General features: G+C 39.7%; 1 protein-coding gene. It reads right to left on the minus strand.

Annotated elements, in window-relative coordinates; all coding sequences use genetic code 11:
* The coding region (locus tag ACFINF_RS09240; RefSeq protein ID WP_375620592.1) for a tyrosine-type recombinase/integrase at window positions 1-1,049 on the minus strand (1,049 nt) is incomplete at its 3' end.
* Window positions 1,050-1,214 lie beyond the last annotated feature (165 nt).

Below are 1,214 nucleotides of genomic sequence, written 5' to 3' on the forward strand. Positions count from 1 at the left end.
GCAAGAACAGTTTCGGCAATCTCAAATGGTGTTGACGTTGTCTCTGCTATCCAATCCCGTAAGCTTGAACGAAAACCATGGGGACGATAAGTCAAACCACAAACTGTCATATACTTTGCCATGGTGGCATCAGAAATGGGGTTGCCTCTAAGACCAGAAAAGAGAAAACCATTCTTTTCAAAGGGGAGAGTTTTTTCAATAACTCTCAAAGCTTCATCACTTAGTGGCACGCGAAAGTCTGAAACTTTCCCTACAATACCTTTCATGTTTTCTTTTGGTATCGTCCATATATTTTTGTCAATTTGTTCAAGGCGAAAATAGCGCAATGGATATGACCGTGCTCCTGTCAAAATCAATAATTTCAGTGCTAAATTTGAAAGGATCTTATCATCCAAGCTTTGATAAAATGCCGGAACCTCTTGCCATGGCATAGCAGGAATATTCGTTGATGTCGCACGTGGTTTTCCTAAAAGCGCGCGTGCTTTCATACAAGCCTGTAGATCAACATCTAAACCAAGAGCCGCAGCATATTTCAAACAAATATTGATACGGTTAAGTGCTTTTCGCGCTGTGTCTGCTTTTTCATGCCAAAGGGGTGCGAGAACATTGCGAATGATATTGGCTGTTACTTTTTCTATAGGTAAATTACCTATGTGTGGAATAACGTGCAACTCTAGTGGAGAAAACCAGCGGCCGTTTTTACCTTCATTTTTCAACTCTGCTTTTTTGCTTTCAAAAGCCGCTTTTGCAATTTCTTGAAACATATTGCTTTGCTGTTTTAAAATAGTCTGTTCTCGAAAGACAATAGGGTCATTGCCTTCTTTAAGAATATCACTATAATATCTTGTAAGCTCACGCGCTTCTTTTAAAGAGAGTTTCGTAACAGGACCAAGTCCCATTTCACGGCGCTTATTGTGGTGCGTATAGCGAAAAAACCAAGAGCGTGTATTGTCTTTTCGAACATTCAACCACAACCCTGCCCCGTCACAATATTTACCCTGCGGAGACGTCTTTACGAATGATGCTGATAACCGATGAATCGCCCTCACTTAACGTCCCCTCTCGTCCACCTTTTTGGGTCCACCTTTTAGACCACCTTTAATTTCTGATTTGAGATTTTTTCTTTAATACTTACTTTTTTTATTGAATCATAAAAAGCTATAGACATCAATACGCCCTTACACATCTTTATATACTTTGAATCTTGTTGCTAA

The sequence above is a fragment of the Bartonella sp. TS25HLJMH genome (genome assembly GCF_042193505.1).
Classification (GTDB): Bacteria; Pseudomonadota; Alphaproteobacteria; order Rhizobiales; family Rhizobiaceae; genus Bartonella; species Bartonella grahamii.